Raw genomic sequence first — 18,377 nt, 5'->3', positions numbered from 1 at the left:
TCATTCGTCATTTCCCCACGTCGTGCCGTTGTGTCGTCGTGGTTAGTCTTCATTGAACCAGAACACGCGAGACTGAAGCATGGTCGGAATGGATCACGGGCCGAGTGAATCGGTCGAAACCGAAACTGCCGAGATGGCCGCGCGCAACGCCCGGCGCGGCATGGTTCTGTTCCTGGTCTACCTGGCGTTTTACGCCACGTACGTCGTGCTGGTCGCCTTCCAGCCCGACGTGATGCGGCAACAACCGCTGGCCGGGATCAACACGGCCATTCTCTACGGCTTTGGCCTGATCGTGGCGGCACTCCTGCTGGCACTGGTCTATGGCTGGCTCTGCCGCGCGCCGCGAGGGGCCGTGGCGCAATCGACGAACGATTCGACCCGAACGGGGAACGAACAGTAATGAAGTACGACGCTTCGCTGACCGCGGTGCTGGTGTTCGCGGTCTTTGTTGGCTTGACGCTCGGGCTGAGCTTTTACTTCGGCCGCCGCACGCGCTCGGCCAGCAGCTATTTTGCCGCCGGTGGTCAAATCCACTGGTTCGTCAACGGCGTGGCGTTTGCCGGCGACTATCTTTCGGCTGCATCGTTCCTGGGCATTTGCGGGATGATCGCCTTTTATGGCTACGACGGCTTCTTGTACTCGATCGGTTACCTGGCCGGCTGGGTCGTCGCCTTGTTCGTGGTGGCCGAGCCGCTCAAGCGTCTGGGGCGGTTCACCTTTGCCGACGCGCTCGACGCCAAGTTCCAATCGCCGGGCATCAAGCTCGTCGCCGGCATCAGCACGCTGGTCGTGAGCGTGTTCTATCTGATTCCGCAAATGGTCGGCGCCGGGGCGCTGGTCAAACCGCTGTTGGGGTTCGACCACGCCACGGGGGTCTGTCTGGTGGGGGCCGTCGTGGTGTTGATTGTCGTCACGGCCGGCATGGTTTCGACGACGTACGTGCAGTTCCTGAAAGGCTCGCTGCTGGTCGTGTTCAGCACGATCTTGACACTGATGATCCTGAACCGCGGGTTCAACGTCTCGGGCGATGCAAGCACAGTTTCTCGACCGCTCATGTCAGAAGTTCTGAGCGAAGCGAATATCATCCCGGCCAGCGGGCCGTGGGTCGGCCGGCCTTACGTGCGCACGCGCGATCCCAACACAGGCGAGGTCATGGTGTGGAAGCCGGCGACCATCGACGGCGTCAAGACGTACATCGAATGCCAGACGATCACCGTCACCGACGATGGTACAAAACTTGTCGATGGCAAGCCTTGGGGACACAACGAAGGGGAACGCGACCTGTTTCCCGTCGGCACCGTGGTAAAACTGCCCGACGGAAAGACGTCGACGGGTCCGTTGGGGCCAATTCCTTTCTTCAGCACGCTCGAAAAGAGCACGATCCTCCTCTGGTCCGAAGACAAGGCCAAGGTCAATGAAGATGATGGCTCGGTCACGACGGTTTACCATGCGACGCCGACGTCAGGGGCCGACGTCCTCGTGCCCGGCAACAGCCCCACGTTCGCCGGCCTTCGCAAGGAAGGGTTCTCGTACAAGCTGAACTTCTTGTCGCTAATGCTGGCTCTATTCTGTGGCACGGCCTCGTTGCCCCACATCCTCATTCGTTATTACACGGTGAAAGATCAAGCCGCCGCCCGTAAAAGCACGGTGGTCGGAATCGCCAGCATCGGGTTCTTTTACGTGCTGACGTTGTTTATCGGCCTGGGGGCCATGACCAGCGGGGCGATCGACGTGACCAATTCAAACATGGCCGCGCCGCTGTTGGCCAAGTCATTCGGCGAGCTCCTATTCGCGGTCATCTCGGCCATCGCCTTTACGACGGTGCTGGGGACGGTGGCCGGCTTGATCGTCGCCGCCGCCGGGGCGGTGGTCCATGATTTGCTCACCGGGTTTTTCCGCGTACAGATGACCGATCACGAAAAGGTCCGCGTCGGCCGCATTGGCTCGGTGGTCGTCGGCCTGATCGCGATCGTGCTGGGCATTCTGTTCGAGAAAATGAACGTCACGTTCCTGGTCGGCTGGGCGTTTAGCGTGGCGGCCGGCGCGAACATGCCGTCGCTGGCCATGCTGCTGTTCTGGCGAGGCACGACGCGCCAGGGAATCATCGCCGGCATCCTGGTCGGCATGACGACTTCGCTGGGGTGGATTCTCTTGAGCGCCGACACTTACAAGGACGTCTATGGCCTGTCCCCCGACGCCGCGCCGATGCCGTTCAGCCAGCCGGGCATCGTCACGATTCCGCTCGGGTTCCTGACCGTGATTGTCGTCTCGCTGCTGACGCGCAAGCGCGAACTGGCGGCGCAGTAAACTCGGGAGCGCGACATTTGTCGTCGGTGACCGACAGCCCTGATTCCGCCTTGCCGCCCGGCGAATTGCGCGTGGCCGACGATCTGCCTGGCGCGCGGCTGCGCCTGGTGCGTAACGGCAATCCGCCGTGGGCGTGGCTGCGCCATTGTGGGCCACTGGTCGTGGTGCTGGTGGCGTCATTCTTCGAAGCGCCGTTTCGCCACGCGCTCGTTGCCCAGTTGACTGGCGACAAGCCGTTTCCGCCCAGCGGCGATGACGTGATCCTGGACGTCATTCTGGTCGGCGCGCTGATCATGGCCTGGACCGGCGCGAGCGGATTTGCCCAACTGGTCGCCTATTGGTCCGAGTTGAGCTGGGATGCGCAAGAACGTGTCTTCACCGGCCGGCGGCGCGGCTGGCTGTGGTGGAGCAACGAGACCGTCACAGTGCCGTTCGAGCAGATCGAGCAGTTTTGGTTTCGCTTGGGCCCCGAAGGGCGCGGACTGGCGCCGATCACGTTCGTACAGGTTTACCGCGACGAACGCGGCAAGTCGGTGCGGCTAGAAATGAACACCACGCTCGACGGCGTTGACACCCGAGCCGTGGCGAGTCATCAATTCTGGGCACTGGCCCGAATACTGGGGGCGACGAACTACGCCGAGCGGGAAAAATCGGCGCAACTGCTGGGCTATGAGGTGCTGCTTCCTTGGTCGAAGCGTCAGGAGTATTACGCCGACACAAGCGACACTGGCACCAGCGAATCCGACGACGAAGACGACAAGGCCGAAGCGTCGACGCCGGAAATGCCGCCGATTCCTGACCGCGCTGACCCGCCGGCGCCGTCATTTCGCGCGCGGCGCAAACCGATCGCGTCGCCCGAGTCGCTGCCGCCAATCAATCTCAAGAAGATTCAAGAGCAACTCACGACGACGCAACTGGCCGAATGGCGACCGGGCGAACGGGTGAGATTCCTCCAACCTCACGCGCCGAAGGGAGCGCTCGGCTGTGTGGCCGTGTTCGGCGCAATTGCCGGCGCTCTGCTGGGAATCTGGTTTATTGAAGGCTGGCTGCACATTTTCCTGCATGAAGATGTGGTCCATCGCTGGCTGGTGGCTACGCTGGCTGGGACGACCGGGGCGTGCTTGTGCCTGTTCATGGCCTACAACCAATGGCGCGAGCGTGAGGTGACGTTCGACTGGCGGCGCGAACGGGTTTATCTGCGCCAGGAAGAATCGGTCGTCGACCGCCCGTTCGACGCCATTCAAGGCATTTGTGAGTTTGCCCAGGAGAATCGTTCCAAGGACGAGGCCGCCACGTACCAGGGCCGGCTGGAATTGATTCTGCCCGAGCGGAATGCGCTTCTGTTGGCCAGCGAGGTGAGCAACGATTCGCTGTCGGCTCGGGAACTGATTCGCCCCGTGGGGCGGTATCTGGCCGCGGCGCTCGGCGTGGAGTACTCGCACGAACGTCCCCAGGGGCCGAACGTCAATTGGCGCGAGCTGCTGCGGTTCACCGCGGCGCAGTGGGCTGTATTTGGCCTGATCGGCGTGGTGGCCGTCGCCAGCCTGGCTCGCGCCTTCACCGGCGACACCGCCCGCCGCGACGCCGGCACTCTGGTGCGGGCCCAGGGGGCCGAGGCGGTCTGGATGACCGGCTTCTCGCTGCGCGACAAACTGGTAGCCAAGAACTACTGGAACGTCCGCTTCCCCGAGAAGGCGAGGAACGTCGATCCGCATCTGGCGGCCTTGACCGAGCCGTTGCGCGCGATGTCGCCGTTGGGGATCGACCTGTCGCAAACCGATGCATCCGACGCGGGCGTCGGCGAGTTGTCAGACCTGCCCAATCTGCGGGTGTTGAATCTTTCGCAAACGCTGGTGACCAACGACGGCTTGAAGCTGCTCGCGTCGTCGCCCAATCTGGTGTACGTCAATCTGTTCGGCACCCGGGTCGACGACGGCATTATCGATCGACTCTCCGGCCATCGGCGGTTGCGATTCATTTACCTGGGGGCGACCGGCGTCACGGACGAGGGGCTCGAAAAGCTGCGCGACCTGCCGGCGCTGGAGTACTTGCACCTCAGCGCCGCTCGCGTGACGCGCGAAGGGGTACAACGACTGCGGACCCGACTGCCGGGCGTGGAAATCGATCACCTTGAATTCCGTTGACGACCACGACGAAGCCAGAATTGTGCCCAATCCCCAACCGGGTGGCGAGTGATAGCGATTTGGCGCGAAAGTATTACGCCGCAGGGGCGCTTGGTTCATTTCGATCATGCGCGGCGATCGTCGCTCGGCTCAGGTTCAAGAGCACCAATCCCAGTGCCCCACAGGCCGCGCCCAGCACCGAGTAGACCAGCCAGGGCCAGCGCTCGGTCAACGGTTTGCTGCCACGGAATTCGGCATTCGGCGTCGGCGCACCAAGTTCCAATCGCTTTGGCGTCGGCGACAAGACCTCGGGCAGGTTCCGGCCAAAGTCATATTCCGGGCTGTTCGCCAGTGGATTGCCATAGTACAGCCTGAGCGGCAATTTCAATCCTTCGGTGTGAGCAAAGACCAGCTCGCGCGCCGGTGCCTGGACGCGGACATTGCTCAGCGTTAGCGGCGCGTTAGCGTTGTCGACGACCGTGATTCGCACCTGACTGGCTCGGACTTCCTCGCCGAACTTCGCTTCCATCGCCTTGCGCTCGTTGCCAGGACGTCGCTGCCACTTGCCGCTGACTGGGTAGCGAAAGTAGCTGGCCGCTTCGGTTTGATACGTTGCGCCGAGCCTGGCATTCCGCGGCGGACTGTATGACTCTTCCCACTCGGGTGAGCCACCTGACGGGCGAACCGCGTCGGGGCGTCCCTTGGCTTGCAGCGTGTAATCGCGGACGAACGCTTCTTCCGCCACGTCGACCAGTATCTTTTCGCACGGCACCAGATCGCCCCCCAGGGTAATGTCCCACGCCGAGGCTGGGGTGCCGTTACTATTCACGGGCATCCGCGGGCCGAGCTTCGCTTCCCAGGTCACCAATTCGCCCGGCACCGCCACCTTGCGATGGACCGAAACCGTGGTGATCGTGATGTCCTTGTTCTTGTCGGTCTCGGGGTCGCGGAACACGCGGAGCCTGATGTACCGGAACCGACTCGGCGGGTAGGTGATCCGATCGCCGTTCAGCTTGTCGTTGTCGCGAGTAAAGCGGACCAGGTAACCGGCCCCCAATTTGCGCCATTGGGTGCCGTCGTCGCTTCCTTCGAGCTCGACGCGGCGGCGGAACTCGGCACCGACGGTTTCGATTTGCACCTGATTGTGCCGCTCGGTGTCCCCTTCCAGGTCCAGGCTGATCTCGCGCGAGTTGTCGGGACCGGCGACCTGGTTGAACTGGCGCGGAGTAATCTTGTCGTCACGATCCACCTGAGCCAGGACGCGCAAGGCGTACGGTACTTCCACCCCGGCGGCGTCGTACAACCGCAAGTCCCCCAGATCGATCCGCGCCTTGCCAAACACGTCGACCGGGAGCAGCACATCCCGGTATTTGCCCTCGGCGTCTTCCGGCAGTTTGATTTCCTGCCAATACTGCCAGCGCCACAACTCGGGCTGGGGCGCGTCGGCCCGCGCGGCCAAGGGCACAAAGCACGCCAGGGCCAGTGTCATCAAACCGCAAGCAACTGTTCCGCACGGGCGGCGTTGCATGTTACGTCTCCTTCGCCAACTTCGAGGCCGCCGCATGATCAGGCTGAAAGCGCTGATACGCCCAAGCCGCAGCCCCGAGCAGAATTGCCAACACAAAGAAGGCCACGATCCGATAGATCTGATCGAGGCCGGCCATATCGAGCAGAAAGACCTTGCCCAACGTCAGGGTATAGACGCCCAGCGCCGTCCAACGCAGCACCGGCCGCCGCACCAGGAAGCCAATCACCAATAGTGCCGTCGCATAGACCGCCCACCAGGTCGAAACCGACATACTGGCCAACAGCGAATCGGCATGCTGCTCGTCGAAATAACGGACCAGGTCGGCCGTTTCGATCCCCATCACCATCAACAAGCAACCGACAAAGCCGAGCCCCATAATGACTTGCTCTTCGCGGAGCAAGCGGTTCAATCGCGCGCCCCCCGCGGCGATGGCAACAATCAAACAGGCCACCGTTGCCAATGCCGGCAAAGTGTTGTGATTAAGCACGAGCAGTCGCACGGTATGGACCGCGGTGTCGTCCAACGTGGCAAAGACACGCAGCAACGACAGACATGCCAGGCCGATGCCCATCAAACGCAGCGACACTCGTTCGATACGCAAGCCGAACCACCAGAGCAGGGCGGCTTCGACGGCCCAGCCACAGGCGATCCAGCGCGTGTTCGCTTCCAGCCCCACGGCTACGGCAATGAACGCAAAGCCGAGCGAGATGGTGGCGAGCAGCAGCCGGCCAGGCGCCCTCAGTGAGAACTCGGCCCGAGCGGCCAAGGTGTAGACTAGCGCCATCGCGACGGCCAGTGTTCCCATCCACCCGTGATACTTGGGCTCCAGCAGCACGAACGCCCCCCAGAACCAGAGCCCGGCGTTTACCACCACTCGGGCTGTCTCTTCCCAATCGGCGGCTTGTCGGCGCACGAAGCTGACCAGCACCTGATGTGCCAAATAAAGCATGTACAGGGCGAACTGGAAGCCGAGCGCCCAGGCCAGCTTCTCGGGATGGTAGCTGTCACCGTACCAGGCCCAGAACAACACCTGGGTTCCCAGCAGCGACACGGTCCCCACCGCGGGCCAGCGCCGCCGCAACAGCAGCGCCACCGTACCCACGTTCAACACCAGCAAATAGGTGAACAGCGACTGGTATTGATCCTGGTCGGTGTGCATCAGCATCGGCGTCAGCAACCCGCCGCACACCGCCATCAGCGCAATCGGCCAAGCGTCATACGCCAGCGCCAACAGCGCCCCCTCGGCCACGACGAGGAACAAAAAGATGCCGGCGTCACGCTGCGGCAGCAGATGATAAAAGCCGAACGCGCTGAACGTCGAAAGGTAGAGTAGCACCAAACCGCCCGCCGTCATCATTCGCGAGAAGATCACCCAGCCACGGCGGAACTGTTGATAGCCATACGCGACCAGGGCGACGCCGGCCGCCATTCCCAACGACACGCGCCCCATCGGGCCAATCCACTGGTTCTCGAAGGCGTAGCGCAAGAAGAACCCGGTGGCGAACAGCAACACGATCACCGCCACCCAACCGAGGGCGCGGCGGCCGATGAACATTTCGAGGCTGGTGCCATCGGACGACGCGCTAGCCGCGGGGGACGCATAGCTGGGCTGCCAGGCGGGCGTGGCGGCCGGCAAGATTTCGGCCATCACCGGCTCTTCGGCGGCCGGCGCTGGCGATGGCTGAAGAATCGGCGTCTCGGGAAGCGTTTCAGCCAGTGCGGAGGGCGTAGCCGGCAAATGAATTGGCGGCGCGCCTTGTTCCCACCGGGCCAGGCGCGCTTCGAGTTGGGCGAAACGACGTTCCAGGCTGGCCTGCCGCCGGCTGCGCGACATCAAAACGATGAGCGCGATTGGCCCCGAGGCGATCAGCGCCAGAACCAGCAAAGCTGCCAGCATGCCTAGGAATTCATATCCCAATATCGTCGCCCCAAGTGCATTGCCGACTGGTTGCCACTTTCGATCGCCCATGGCGGCGCGGAAACCAAGCGCTCACGTTATGGCGAAACCGGCCCCGCCTGGCAAGCTATCAACATCAGGCTAGCTGGGATTGATAACCGGTTCTGGCGAGCGCCAGCGCTAACTACGCGGCCAGTTTCCGCCTGGTTCGCCTCCGCCAGTAGTTCCGGTTGTAGCGGTTAGCGACTTTTTTGGGGCCGGCTGGGCCAAGAAGGCTCAAGCCTTGGGTTCAGCCATTCCGAATAGACCCAAGGTAGGGCTTATAGCGACCGTATCGGCCATAGGGTTTAACCGGCCGAGCGGTTGCCGAGCCGAGGGGCGAGCGTCGCCCGTTCGCGCTCATCGACGCAGGGGGGAATCATGAAATCTGGCATTGAGCCACGTTCGTGGGCGGCGGGCATTTTGGTCTGCGCCTTGTTGTTGCCGGCCAGCGCGGCCTGGTCGCAACGTCAATACATGGGCGCCGATGGTCTGGCCTATGTCGAAACGCCACCCATGGCCTATCCGGGCGGTGGAGGCGGCTATGGCCCGATGAATTACCCTGGTCAACAAGCCTCCGCCTACGCGCCGATGGCCCAGGGCCCGGTGATGCAAACCGGCGGCGAGATGATCGACGACAGCTACGGCGGTGACGTGGTCCCCGGTTGCCCGTGCGACGCTTGCGCCGCCGCGTGCGGCTGTGCGCCGGGCGGAGACGGCCTGGGGGGCTGGTTCAATGTGATTCGCCAGCGGCAGCCGATCTTCATCATTGGCGAAGGAGTGTTCTTCACGCGCGCCAACGGCTGGCACATTCAGGGCAACCCTGGCATTAGTTCGCTCGACTTCAATTACCCGACTAGCATCGCGCCCAAGCTGGGCGTGGGCTATGAGCTTCAAGATGGCTCGCGGATCGAAGCAACCTATCTGGGTTACTACGATAATCAGGCCATGACCGCGTCCTTGAACATACCTGGGCAGCCCTTTCCGACCGGCGGCTTCAGCACCCTGATTGCAGGTTTTAGCTCGTACACCAATGCCAACGTGCTGCTGGGAACCCAATTGCAGGATGCCGAGGTCAACTACTTCCGCGATTACTCGTCGTCGAAGCTCGGCGTGCTCGAAGTGATGGGTGGCGCCCGGTACTTGCTCTACAACGAAGGGCTGGAGCAGCAGTTCTCCAACACCGCGGGGTCGACGTATCTCGATTACCAGGCCAACACCCAGAACATCCTGCTGGGCGGCCAGATCGGCGCCAAGTTGAACACGAGCTTCGATCTATGGAACATCGAGACCTACGCCAAGATCGGCGCCTACAACAACAACGCCACGCAACACCAGACCATTGTCGGCAGTACCGGCGGCACTTTCCGCAACACCCAGACGAACGGCAGCAAGGGGGCGTCGGTCTCCGAAGCCGGCGTCATCGTCAACTATCGTTACTCCGGCTGGTTGCAATTCAGGATCGGGTTCCGCTTGTTGTACTTGGACGGCATCGCGGCGGCGATCAATCAGGCGGATTACAATATTACCGTGCCCACCAATCGTGGCGGCACCGGCCTCGATATGAACGGCAGTAGCTTGTTGTACGGTCCCGTGATCGGCGCGACCGGACAATTCTAGGCGACTTGGTTGTCGCACGCTGCACACTTTTGAAAACCGCCGGCCTTGGCCGGCGGTTTTCCTTTTGCGCGCCATCGATCGCGCCAAAACATTGATGCCGATTGATGCGTTCGCTATGCTAGCCTTTGGGCCAAGAACCTGCCGCGCGGCGGGTTCGACTTTCGTCTGCGAGGGCGCGACATGCTGCGCTGGCTGGGATCGTCACAACGGAGCGGAACGGGCTGGACACGGCGCGAGCTATTGCGCGCCGGCAGCCTGGGGGCGGCCGGGCTGACGCTGCCTGAGCTGCTGCGCACCGAGCACGAGCGCTCGGCCGCGGCCGCCGTGGCGCGCGGGGCGGGCTTTGGCCAGGCCAAGCGTTGCGTCATTCTCTACCTGTACGGCGCGGCCAGTCAGCTCGAAACCTTCGATCCCAAGCCCGACGCGCCGGTCGAGGTCCGCAATGTCTTCGACACGATCGAAACCACGACACCGGGCTTGCGCATCTCGGAGCACCTGCCGCGACTGGCCAAGGTGCTCGATCGCTGCACCGTCGTGCGGTCGATGACGCATCCCTATAACATTCATTCGGCGGCTTACACCCTCTCGGGCATTCCGGCGGTCGATGTCGGGATGGAATTGAACCCCAACGACCGGCGACATTGGCCGTATCTGGGCTCGGTGCTCGAGTATCTGGCCGAACGACAGGGGACGCACCGCGCGTCGCAAATTCCCAGCAACATGGCGTTGCCGTTTCAGTTCAGCAGCCGGAGTCCCGAGTTCACGCGCGCCGGTCCTTACGGGGCGTTCCTCGGTCACAAGTACGACCCGGTCTGGACCGAATTCGAGGGGGAACCGACCAAGAGCGTGGCGCGCTGGCGAGGCAACACCGACCGAGATGTAGCCGAGCCTTACCTGGGTATCGCCTCGAGCGGGCGATTCACGCTGCCCGGCGCGGCGACGTTGCAGGCGGGCATGACGCTTGATCGGCTGGCCACGCGGCGCTCGTTGCTTGAACAGTTCGACGATCAGCGCCGCGACTTGCACCAGGCGACGGCCGTGCAGACGCGCGATCGGTTCCAGGAGATGGCCTTCTCGCTGATCAGCTCCGGAGCCATGCGCACGGCGTTGGACATTGATCGCGAGCCCCAGGAAGTCCGCGAGCGCTACGGGATGACGCTGTTTGGCCAAGCCACCTTGGCGGCGCGACGGCTGATCGAAGCCGGCGGTCGCCTGGTGACCGTCTTTTGGGACGAGATCGTCACGGCCAACAGTGCGTGGGACACGCACTTCGACCAGGTCGAACGCCTGCGCGATGAGCTGCTGCCAGGGCTCGACATGGCGCTGAGCTCGTTGCTGTTGGATTTGGAAGCCCGCGGCATGCTCGACGATACGCTCGTCTGCTGCATTACCGAGCATGGGCGCACGCCCAAGCTGGACCGGGTGCGCGGCGGAGGGCGCGGCCACTGGTCGCGCGCCTATAGCGGCTTGTTTGCTGGCGGTGGCATCGCGCGCCAGCGTGTCATTGGCCGCACCGACCAGCAAGCCGGCGACGTGGTCGAGCGCCCGGTTTCTCCCAAAGACATTCTGAGCACGATGTACCACCTGTTGGGTGTCGACAGCCACACCCTGGTTCACGACGGGCAAGGGCGGCCTTACCCGTTGGTGGCCGACGGCGAGTTGGTGGGCGAGTTACTCGCCTAGGCCGGCTTTTGCTATACTTTCCGCGTCGTGGTCAGCATGTGGGATTGGCGGCCACGGTCGTGGAGTGCCCCTTCCTTGCGGCGATTATTGTCCACTATCGTTTTACTGATGCCGCTCGCCTTGGCGGCGGCTGGCGTTGCGCCGCTGCTGGTGCCAATAGCCCAAGGGGCGTCGGACGGCTTGCCGCAGCAGGACGCCGAGTTGTTCCGCTTTCAAGGGACGTGGCACCTGCGGACGCTCAAGACCTATGACCCCAATACGCAGAATCAGACCGAGATTCAGGCCCAGGGAAAAATGATCATCGAGGGCCACACCGTTCAGTTCAAGGTCGACGTGAACGGGGGCCAATCGTTCGACTACAAGTACAAACTCGAACTCCACGATGGCCGGCCGTTCAAACGCTTTCATGCCGTGTGGCAGGACGATGCCCAGACCACGATCCGCGGGATTTACCTGCTCAATGGCGACACGCTGATCCGCTGTCACGGCCTGAAGAACGACCTGGGCTACCCCAAGGACTTGGAGCACGGGGTTTATTCGATCTGGAAGCGCGCGCCGAAGTGACCGGGAGACCATTGGCAAGGAAGCGCGGCCGTTCGCCTTACTTGCCGCGAGCCGCCAGCAGCATTTCCAAATAGCTGCGCCGCTCGGCCGCGCCCAGCTTCAAATCGGCGGCCAAGGAAACAATCGCGTCGCGCGCAGCGTGCATTTGCGCCTCGGGCGCGACGATCTCGAGTTCTAGAAACTCGCCTAACGCCTCGGCATTGTCCCAAGCCAACGTGACTTCAAAACCTTGCCAGGCGAGCGCGCCGTGACGGCGTTCTTTACGCACCGTGGCGACCGGACGAAAACCCAAAGCGGAGAGCATCTCGCTCAAGCCCCGCGCCATTTCGGCCCCCGCGGCCAGCGGCAGTTCGATCTCGCGCCGGGTCTTGGTCGTCGTGTCGATTTTGGGCCCTTTGTAGGTGACGTGGTTCACGTCGCCGATCTGTCGAATCCGCAAAGCTTCGTCCGTCTGGGCAAAGTCGCGGGCCGGATGATTGAAGTACGAGTCGGCGTGCTGCTCGGCTTCGCCCCAAACGACACCCCGCGCGGCAAACTCGCGCGCCAGCCCTTGCGGGTCGTGAATCGGGAACTTGCTTTCGACTTCGTAGCGCATGGCGCTCACCTCGACCGGGCAGAAAGCCGTGACTTAGGCGGCCGGCGTCGTTGATTCGCTCTCGGGCTTGGGGGCGCGCGGCTGGCGCTCGTCGAGCGAGACCTGGGCCTCGAGCACCTTTTGCCGGCGGACTTTGCGCACCAGCACCCTCAGACCGTCGGCCCGCACGATATCGCCACCATGCACCGTCCGGTCGAGCCGGCCGCGCACCCAGTCGTGCAGCGATCGCGTGTCGGGCGGAAGCGTCGTGCGGTCGATCTGCACGCCGGTGGCCGATTCCAGCCGTTCCAGCGACGTGCCGCCTCCCATCACCCAACCAGCGCCGGCCTCGATGACGTGCGCCGGCATGCGATCATATTCGTCCTGAATGTCGCCGACCAGCTCTTCGAGAATGTCCTCGAGCGTCACCAGCCCGACAATCTCGGCATCGTTGTTGCGCACCAGGGCGATGTGTACGTGTCCCACGGTCAAACGCTGCAATGCCGTGGCAATCGTGATGTCGTCAGGCAGCGACGGAATCGCGCGCATAATCCCGCGCAACGAGGGTTGATTCGGGCTCAGTCGCAATTCCGAAACGATGTCCTTGAAGTTCACATAGCCGCAGATGGTTTGCAAATCCCCTGGCTCGGCACAAACTGGAAACCGCGTATGCATTTCGTTGTGGGCGATCACCAGGCTTTCGGCCATGGTGTGCGACAAATCGAGCGAGACAATCTCCGAGACCGGGATCATGATCTCGGAAATCTTGCGGTTCGAAAGCCGCGCCGCGCCGAGGATGATCCGTTCTTCTTGGCCGCCGATCAACCGCGACGTGCGTGCCAAGGCCACGATCGCCCGCAGTTCCTCGATCTCGGCCACTTCGTTCCGGTGGCCCTCGACGCGAGGTTGCCACAGCCGTGACACCCAATCGAGAATCCCGGTCGACGTCGTTTCGAGCGCCCAGACCGCGGGCTTGGCCACGGCGGTCATCAGCATCATCAACGGCGACAACCGCAGCGAAACCCATTCCTTGTTCTTCAGGGCGAAGACCTTGGGAATCAGTTCTCCGACCACGATCATGGCGGCGCTCAACGGCAAGACAACCAGCGCCAGGCCCAGAAAGTCGGCCACGCGGTTCGTCACGCCCAGGTATTGGACCAACAGCGGCGACAAACGCTCTTCGGCGCTGGCCCCCCCCGTGGCGGCGGCCACCGAGCCGACGAGTGTGATCCCCAGTTGAATCACCGCCAGACTCCCCTCGATGTTCTGCTTCATCTTCAGGGCAGCCCGCGCGCCTCGGCGATGTTGATCGGCTAACGCTTGCAGCCGGCCGATCGAGACGCTGGCCAGTGCGATTTCAAAGGCCGCGAACATGGCGTTCAGAACGATCATCGAAAAGATGATCAGGGCCGAGCCTACCGACATGTGCCCCTCGACCGCCGTAGGAGAGGATTGAATCTCGCCGGACTGCCGGGCACGAAACGAATTAGTCTGCGCCGCCGTCGTTCTGACATGACACTCAAAGTGCTTGCTCGCCAATGGCCTCCAAGTAGCAACGGCATTGTAATACGGCCTGGCTCCCAGGTCACCTTCCCCGGCCGGTGTTTCGTCGGCTAAAATCTCCGCAGGGCCTATGCTTGTTTGAAGTTAGCGGGCTGGGGCCGGGGCGCGCATCGCAAAGGGCTTCGCCGATGAAACGAGGTATTTCCCGAGGGCACGCCAGCGCAAGACTCCTGTGCCTGACGGGTGCGATCGCGTTGTTGCTGACGGCGGGCTGCCGTCGCCCGAAGGCCGAACGGTTGGACGACCTGAAGCTCGAACCACTGACTGGCCAGTCCCAAGCCATCGCGCCCGACGATCTGAAGGGACAAGTAGTCGTACTCAATTTCTGGGGAACCTGGTGCCCGCCCTGCCGGCAAGAGTTCCCGCACATCCTGGAAATGTGGCGGCACTATCGCCAGGAAAAAGATTGCCAGATTCTGGCCGTCTCGTGCGGCTCGGGCGCGGAAGACGCCGGACAGCTCAAGAGCGAAACCACCGCCTTCCTGGCCGAGCGCGACGCCGGCGACTTTCCCTGCTATTCCGACTTGGAACGGCGCACGCGAATGGCCGTGCAGCGGGCCGTCGGTTTTGAAGGCTACCCCACCACGTTGATCATCGACCGCCAGGGGAAGATTCGCGGCACTTGGTTCGACTACCGCAACGGCACCGAATTGGAGATGGTGTCGCTACTGGAGCAGTGCTTGAAGGAAGAGAAGAGGGGCTAGGGGCGAGGGGCTAGGGGCGAGCAAAATGCATTAGCACTGGCTGAGAGCGCGGCTCGGAACTTGGCCACGGCTTCGCGAGGTGACGACGCGCCGATGATCGCGTTGGCCACTGCTACACGACCGACTCCGGCGGCCAACACGCTGGCGACATTCTCGGCCGTGATCCCGCCGATCGCGAAGGCTGGCAGCTTGATCTCGGCCGACACGGCGCGCACCAGTTCCAATCCCGGGAACTTTCCAAAAGTCTTCGTTGACGACGGAAAGACCGGGCCGACTCCCAGGTAGTCGGCTCCATCAACGACCGCCTGGCGCGCTTGTTCGAGCGAATGAGTCGAGACGCCAATCATCATTTGCGGTCCCACGATCCGCCGCACCGCCGCAACGGGCAGCTCGTCTTGTCCCACGTGGATCCCGTCGGCCTCGGCCAGCACGGCCAGATCGGGCCGATCGTTCATCACGAACAATGTTCGCGTGTCGCGCGTCAACTCGCGCAACTGTCGCGCTCGGACCAGCAACTCACGATCGTCGAGGTCTTTGTCTCGCAACTGCAAGCAATCGACGCCGGCCTCGATCAGTTCCTGAACCAAACTGCCAAAGTCCTGGGCGCCGCGGCGACCGTCGATCAGCACGTACAGCCGAGTGTTGGCCAGTCGTGCAGCATTGTGACACATGCCGCGCATGGTTCGCTCGAACGTGTACGAGCGGTAGCGAATCTGTTCGAACTGTGTCGCCATGTTGGAATCAACGACCTTGCCAAACTCTTCCAGACTACGGAGCGCTTCTTGAGCCCGCTTCAAGGCGGCGGCCGCCACGGCATGGCAATCGGGGCGTGACTGTTCGGCGTCGGTCGACACCGACGTGCCGACGTCCCCCACGGTGTCGCGGCAGGCCAGCAGCGCCTCGGCCGGCAACACCGCCAGCGCCGCGGCCAGATCGTGGCGCAGCCCCTTGACCAGCGACGTCAGGTGGCGATCGTCGAGCACGAAACGCACATAGTCTTCGGCCACGCGCAGCCCTTCGCGAACTCGGTTTGCCGCGGCGTCGAGCACGCGCAGCGCCGCCGCCCGCTGATCGCTGCCGTCGATCGCCTGAGTCACTAGCTGGCGCGAAACCTTGGCAGTTGACGCAACGTCTTGCGAAGCGCCAGCACTCGTGACCACGGGGGCCGACGGCGATTCCACCTCGTCGGGCGCGTCGTCATCCCATTCCAGGTCGACCGGCCCAGGCTCATATCCGTAGAGTCGATGAATCTCGGTTTCGAGCGCCGCGATGTCGCAACCTTGCAACCGCAGCCACTGCGCTACTTCGCCGTCGGCCGTCGCCAGCCCCAGCAGCAAATGCTCGGTCGCCAGATTCAACGGCCTGAGGTACTCGCCCACGCGGGCAATCGCCTCGGCGATCGCGCTGTCGAAGTCGGCGGCGAAATGCGGCCGCCCCTTCGTCGCTGCTGCCTGTCGCTCGAGCGGCCAGTGTTCGAGCACGGTCGACAGCGAAATCCCCCGCGCCGCCAGCATCTCGGCCGCGCGCGTCTCGGGCTCGGCCAGCAAACCTGCCAGCACCGCCGCCGCAGTCAACTCGTCGTCGCGCTGGGGATTGCGCCAAGCCGCAGCGGCGGCCAAAGCGCGCTCGGTAGCAGGCGTGTATTGGTAACGCATCAATCTGGCTCAATCATCGGGGGCGAAACGCTCATTGTACCGGGTTTGACCGACACAACCTAAATATACGGCCCCACGCAACTTACCTTGCCCATTCGGCAATCCCGGGCTAGAATCGGCGGCGGTTAAGCCACAGGAGGAACGGCTTTACGATCAATTGGACCGGGCATCGACCCGCAGGAGGCGGGCCGTCTTCCCCGTGTCCCCTTGGCGTGCAAACCGGTCGGTTCCAGCGGTTTAGCGGTTTTTTCGCCTATTTTCACGGTTCGTGCGAGCTGCCGTGCCACGCTTCCGGTCCACCCTCAATACGCTCTGCCTGGCTGCCTGGCCCGGCTTGCCGTTCGTTTGGCGGCAAGGTTCGACGTTTGGGCTGATCGTGGCCCTGGGCTTTGGGGCGATTCTAAACGGGCTTTTGCTGTGCGATTTCGTCTGGACCGAGGTGGCGTCGCCACAATTTGTCCGGTGGACGTGGGGGCTTCTGGCGGCCGTATGGATCGCGTCGGTCGTGGCGGCCGTGCAGCGTTGGCCGGGGGATTTTGAGCATTTCACCAAGACTGGCCCGCGGGACTTGTTTCCTGCGGCTTTGATCGAATACTTACAAGGGAATTGGTACGAAACCGAGCAAGCCTGCCGGAAGTTGTTGCGAACCAATCCCCGCGACGCCGAGGCTTCACTGCTGCTGGCGTCGGCTTTGCGAGCCGCGGAACGCTACCAGGAAGCGACCAAGCAGCTTGATCGCCTGGGTCAATGGACCACGGCGGTAAAATGGTTGAGAGAGATCGATCAGGAGCGGGCTCGCATCACGTTGGCCGTGGCGGAACACGCCGAGACCGAATGCGAAACGAGCGACGCAACGGCGACCGATGAGGCGTCGCCCGACGAGAAGCAAGTTGAACTGCGCCGCGCGGCCTAAGCGCGAACCAGTCAACGTAGTAAAGAACGAGAACGAAACCAACGTCTGCGAACGCCGCTCAATCGTTTGAGCGACGCACTTATTTTGGAGGGAGGCTGGGCTATGTACGAGCGCTTTACCGACCGGGCCCGGAAGGTCATGCAATTGGCCAACCAGGAAGCGCAACGGTTCAATCACGAGTACATCGGCACCGAGCACGTGCTGCTGGGTCTGATCAAGGAAGGGAGCGGCGTCGCCGCCAACGTGCTCAAGAATCTGGACGTCGATCTGCGCAAGATCCGTCTGGAAGTCGAAAAGCTCGTCCAGAGCGGGCCCGACATGGTCACGATGGGCAAGCTGCCCCAGACCCCGCGCGCCAAGAAGGTCATCGAGTACTCGATGGAAGAGGCCCGCAACCTGGGTCACAACTACGTCGGCACCGAACACATTCTGCTTGGCCTGTTGCGCGAGCAAGAAGGCGTGGCCGCCCAGGTGTTGATGAACCTGGGGCTCAAGCTGGAAGAAGTCCGCGAAGAGGTGCTGAACCTGTTGGGTCACGGCATCGAAGGAAGCGAAGGGGGCGAACGCACCCCGTCGGGTGGCGCTGGCCAAGCCAGTGGCGGCAGTGGCGCAGCCTCGGGCGAAGGGGGCAAAGCGGCCAAAAGCAAGACTCCAGCGCTCGACAGCTTTGGCCGCGACCTGACCGAGTTGGCTCGCCAGACGAAGCTCGATCCCGTGATCGGCCGCGAAAAGGAAATCGAACGGGCCGTGCAGATTCTCTGCCGCCGGACCAAGAACAACCCCGTGCTGCTGGGCGAAGCCGGCGTCGGCAAGACGGCCATCGTCGAAGGCCTGGCCCAGCGCGTGGTTGACGGTGACGTGCCCGAGATCATGAGCGACAAGCGGATTGTGGTGTTGGACCTGGCCATGATGGTGGCCGGCACCAAGTACCGCGGCCAGTTCGAAGAGCGCATCAAGGCGGTGATGAACGAAGTCCGCCGCGCCAAGAACACCATCCTGTTCATCGACGAGTTGCACACCCTGGTCGGAGCTGGTGGCGCGGAAGGGGCGATCGACGCCTCGAACGTGCTCAAGCCGGCGCTGGCCCGCGGCGAGATCCAGCGCATCGGCGCCACGACCCTGGACGAGTACCGCAAGTACATCGAAAAGGACAGCGCGCTTGATCGCCGCTTCCAGATCATCATGGTCGAGCCGTCGACCAAGCCCG

Annotated in this window: 14 protein-coding genes; 9 read left to right on the top strand and 5 right to left on the bottom strand. The window is 63.0% G+C overall.

Annotated features, from left to right (window positions below; translation table 11 throughout):
• Window positions 1-79: 79 nt before the first annotated feature.
• From JSS27_19720 to JSS27_19710, 3 genes are read left to right on the top strand one after another with little or no spacing between them, the layout of a single operon-like run.
• Window positions 80-400: a DUF485 domain-containing protein gene (locus tag JSS27_19720; protein MBS0211180.1), complete on the top strand. Its 321-nt coding sequence runs from the start codon at window positions 80-82 to the stop codon at window positions 398-400.
• A complete protein-coding gene (locus tag JSS27_19715; GenBank protein ID MBS0211179.1) occupies window positions 400-2,307 on the top strand; it encodes a cation acetate symporter in 1,908 nt (635 codons plus the stop codon). Before JSS27_19720 ends, JSS27_19715 begins: the two co-directional genes overlap by 1 nt.
• A 17-nt stretch (window positions 2,308-2,324) precedes the next feature.
• Window positions 2,325-4,451: a hypothetical protein gene (locus JSS27_19710; GenBank protein MBS0211178.1), complete on the top strand. Its 2,127-nt coding sequence runs from the start codon at window positions 2,325-2,327 to the stop codon at window positions 4,449-4,451.
• Window positions 4,452-4,524: 73 nt separating this feature from the next.
• Here the strand turns inward: JSS27_19710 and JSS27_19705 are convergent, their stop codons facing one another.
• Together JSS27_19705 and JSS27_19700 are read right to left on the bottom strand one after the other, a co-directional pair.
• Window positions 4,525-5,958 (bottom strand): DUF3999 family protein, encoded by a 1,434-nt coding sequence (locus tag JSS27_19705; GenBank protein ID MBS0211177.1) that lies wholly within the window; start codon window positions 5,956-5,958, stop codon window positions 4,525-4,527.
• Window position 5,959: 1 nt separating this feature from the next.
• Window positions 5,960-7,855: a DUF2339 domain-containing protein gene (locus JSS27_19700; protein ID MBS0211176.1), complete on the bottom strand. Its 1,896-nt coding sequence runs from the start codon at window positions 7,853-7,855 to the stop codon at window positions 5,960-5,962.
• A gap of 420 nt (window positions 7,856-8,275) precedes the next feature.
• Here JSS27_19700 and JSS27_19695 point away from each other — a divergent pair, with 420 nt between their 5' ends.
• From JSS27_19695 to JSS27_19685, 3 genes are all read left to right on the top strand, one after another.
• Window positions 8,276-9,514 (top strand): hypothetical protein, encoded by a 1,239-nt coding sequence (locus tag JSS27_19695; protein MBS0211175.1) that lies wholly within the window; start codon window positions 8,276-8,278, stop codon window positions 9,512-9,514.
• A gap of 180 nt (window positions 9,515-9,694) precedes the next feature.
• Window positions 9,695-11,197: a DUF1501 domain-containing protein gene (locus tag JSS27_19690; GenBank protein MBS0211174.1), complete on the top strand. Its 1,503-nt coding sequence runs from the start codon at window positions 9,695-9,697 to the stop codon at window positions 11,195-11,197.
• A 108-nt stretch (window positions 11,198-11,305) separates the two neighbouring features.
• The gene (locus JSS27_19685) at window positions 11,306-11,761 is read left to right on the top strand and encodes a hypothetical protein (protein ID MBS0211173.1); all 456 of its coding nucleotides are present in this window, start codon (window positions 11,306-11,308) and stop codon (window positions 11,759-11,761) included.
• A 37-nt stretch (window positions 11,762-11,798) separates the two neighbouring features.
• On the opposite strand, the gene cyaB is transcribed toward JSS27_19685, so the two are convergent.
• Window positions 11,799-12,356, bottom strand: coding sequence for a class IV adenylate cyclase (gene cyaB / locus JSS27_19680; GenBank protein ID MBS0211172.1), 558 nt, complete (start codon window positions 12,354-12,356; stop codon window positions 11,799-11,801).
• A 33-nt stretch (window positions 12,357-12,389) separates the two neighbouring features.
• The gene (locus JSS27_19675) at window positions 12,390-13,760 is read right to left on the bottom strand and encodes an HlyC/CorC family transporter (GenBank protein ID MBS0211171.1); all 1,371 of its coding nucleotides are present in this window, start codon (window positions 13,758-13,760) and stop codon (window positions 12,390-12,392) included.
• Between the two features lie 266 nt (window positions 13,761-14,026).
• Here JSS27_19675 and JSS27_19670 point away from each other — a divergent pair, with 266 nt between their 5' ends.
• Window positions 14,027-14,602, top strand: a complete 576-nt coding sequence (locus tag JSS27_19670) for a TlpA family protein disulfide reductase (protein ID MBS0211170.1) — start codon at window positions 14,027-14,029, stop codon at window positions 14,600-14,602.
• Here JSS27_19670 and JSS27_19665 read toward each other — a convergent pair.
• Window positions 14,599-16,257, bottom strand: coding sequence for a thiamine phosphate synthase (locus JSS27_19665; GenBank protein MBS0211169.1), 1,659 nt, complete (start codon window positions 16,255-16,257; stop codon window positions 14,599-14,601). The two genes, JSS27_19670 and JSS27_19665, sit on opposite strands and share 4 nt — an antisense overlap.
• Before the next feature lie 280 nt (window positions 16,258-16,537).
• Here JSS27_19665 and JSS27_19660 point away from each other — a divergent pair, with 280 nt between their 5' ends.
• On the top strand, window positions 16,538-17,170 hold the full coding sequence (locus JSS27_19660; GenBank protein MBS0211168.1) for a hypothetical protein: 633 nt from the start codon (window positions 16,538-16,540) through the stop codon (window positions 17,168-17,170).
• Window positions 17,171-17,272: 102 nt separating this feature from the next.
• On the top strand, window positions 17,273-18,377 hold a 1,105-nt coding region (locus tag JSS27_19655), incomplete at its 3' end, for an AAA family ATPase (protein ID MBS0211167.1).

This window comes from Planctomycetota bacterium, assembly GCA_018242585.1.
GTDB lineage: Bacteria > Planctomycetota > Planctomycetia > Pirellulales > PNKZ01 > JAFEBQ01.
Note: the sequence above shows the minus strand (reverse complement) of the source record. Positions and strands in the feature narration are given on the sequence as shown.

Coding starts and splice junctions, on each gene's coding strand:
- JSS27_19720 (MBS0211180.1), top strand. CDS start 80: ATGGTCGGAATGGATCACGGGCCGAGTGAATCGGTCGAAACCGAAACT.
- JSS27_19715 (MBS0211179.1), top strand. CDS start 400: ATGAAGTACGACGCTTCGCTGACCGCGGTGCTGGTGTTCGCGGTCTTT.
- JSS27_19705 (MBS0211177.1), bottom strand. CDS start 5,958: ATGCAACGCCGCCCGTGCGGAACAGTTGCTTGCGGTTTGATGACACTG.
- JSS27_19700 (MBS0211176.1), bottom strand. CDS start 7,855: ATGCTGGCAGCTTTGCTGGTTCTGGCGCTGATCGCCTCGGGGCCAATC.
- JSS27_19695 (MBS0211175.1), top strand. CDS start 8,276: ATGAAATCTGGCATTGAGCCACGTTCGTGGGCGGCGGGCATTTTGGTC.
- JSS27_19690 (MBS0211174.1), top strand. CDS start 9,695: ATGCTGCGCTGGCTGGGATCGTCACAACGGAGCGGAACGGGCTGGACA.
- JSS27_19685 (MBS0211173.1), top strand. CDS start 11,306: ATGCCGCTCGCCTTGGCGGCGGCTGGCGTTGCGCCGCTGCTGGTGCCA.
- cyaB (MBS0211172.1), bottom strand. CDS start 12,356: ATGCGCTACGAAGTCGAAAGCAAGTTCCCGATTCACGACCCGCAAGGG.
- JSS27_19675 (MBS0211171.1), bottom strand. CDS start 13,760: ATGTCGGTAGGCTCGGCCCTGATCATCTTTTCGATGATCGTTCTGAAC.
- JSS27_19670 (MBS0211170.1), top strand. CDS start 14,027: ATGAAACGAGGTATTTCCCGAGGGCACGCCAGCGCAAGACTCCTGTGC.
- JSS27_19665 (MBS0211169.1), bottom strand. CDS start 16,257: ATGCGTTACCAATACACGCCTGCTACCGAGCGCGCTTTGGCCGCCGCT.